Raw genomic sequence first — 1,413 nt, forward strand, 5'->3', positions numbered from 1 at the left:
ACCCTGAGCCCCACCCCGGCCGGCACGGCGTCCCCGTCCCCGTACCCCACCCTGACCGCGGCCCCGCGTTCCCACTCCGGCGCCGGGTACTACGTCTTCACGATCACCGTCCGCTGAGGCGGACCGGAACCGAGGCCCCCATGCCCTCTTCGCCCGAGACCCGCACCGACGACGAACTGCTGGCCACCACCGACGTCGCCGTCCTGCTGCGGTACGGCCTGACCCAGGACGCCTTCCGCACGGCCCTGTTCGGCGACGGCGCCGTGGCCGCCGCGGTCACCCTGGACCGGCTCGGGGTGCTGCCCCGCTCGCTGGTGTTCGTCGCCGACATCGTCCGGGCCGGCGGCCTCGCGTACGCCGCCGAGCTGCCCGAGCCGCTGCCGTCCCCGGAGCCCGCTGCCCTGCTGCGCGACTGGCTGCGCGACGCCGCCCAGGCCGCCGGCACCCCGGAGGCCGAGACCCGCGCCGCCCGCTGGCTGGACGCGGTCGCCGAGATCATCGCGCTGCGCCGGGCCACCCGCCGCTGACCCGGCCGAGGAAGACGGGGTTGGTGAGCGCGGCCATCGCCCCCGGCACCGGCCCGAGCGCCGTCTCGTGCCGCACCTCGGCCCGCACATAGGCGGCGCGGGCCGGGCTCGTCCGCCACTCCACGGTCCCCGAGCCGGACACCGGCAGCGGTCCGCCGGTGTGCACCACGCCCTGGTCGGTGACGAGCCGGACCGCGCAGCGCGGCGCCCCGGACACCTCCAGCCGGACGGTCACCGGGGTGTCGTCCCCGACCGCCAGCCGCTCCCCGATCCCCGCCTCCTCACCTCCGTCGGCCGTGACGGAGAACACCAGCGAGACGTGCCGTGACTCGGCCACGTACGACCGCCCGGCCCGCAGCCCCGCCAGGATCGCCTCCCGCGTCAGCGCGTCGGCGAGGACGACCGTCTGGGGCGTCCCGACCACGTCCGGATCGCGGTGCGCGTCGCTGTCGCCCATCGCCGGCAGCCACCCCCGCCCGCCCCGCACCGCCGCCACCAGCCGCGCGTCCCAGGCGGCGAGGGCCAGCTCGTCGTCCGGTGTCCAGGCCCCGTTCCACACCTCCACGGCGTCCGCCTCCGCGAACCCGAACTTCCAGCCGCACCCCACGCAGTCGCCGTGCGGATGGGCGGGTACGACGAGACCGCCGGCCCGGCGGATGTCCCGCGCGAAACGCGCCCAGCGGCCGTCCCGGGCCCGGTAGCGCCAGTCGACGAAGGTGCCCGGCTCGGTGCCGAGCGCCAGGACGTGCCCGTTGCGGGTGGTGACCTCCTCGCCGAGCAGCACCAGCAGGTCGTCGCCGGCCGCGTCGGCCCAGTGGGCGTGCGAGGCGTTGGTGTTGTGGTCGGAGCTGTTCAGGAAGTCCAGCCCGGCCGCCCGGGCCAGCGC

At 77.0% G+C, this 1,413-nt stretch carries 2 protein-coding genes; one reads left to right on the forward strand and one right to left on the reverse strand.

Going from position 1 to position 1,413, the window contains the following annotated elements; all coding sequences use genetic code 11:
- Positions 1-140: 140 nt before the first annotated feature.
- Positions 141-527, forward strand: a complete 387-nt coding sequence (locus tag CCN44_RS42965; protein WP_059250637.1) for a hypothetical protein — start codon at positions 141-143, stop codon at positions 525-527.
- On the opposite strand, the gene CCN44_RS42970 is transcribed toward CCN44_RS42965, so the two are convergent.
- Positions 496-1,413 (reverse strand): CehA/McbA family metallohydrolase (locus tag CCN44_RS42970; RefSeq protein ID WP_086704704.1); only part of this gene is annotated, 918 nt, incomplete at its 5' end. The two genes, CCN44_RS42965 and CCN44_RS42970, sit on opposite strands and share 32 nt — an antisense overlap.

The organism is Streptomyces tricolor (genome assembly GCF_002155905.1).
Lineage (GTDB): Bacteria > Actinomycetota > Actinomycetes > Streptomycetales > Streptomycetaceae > Streptomyces > Streptomyces tricolor.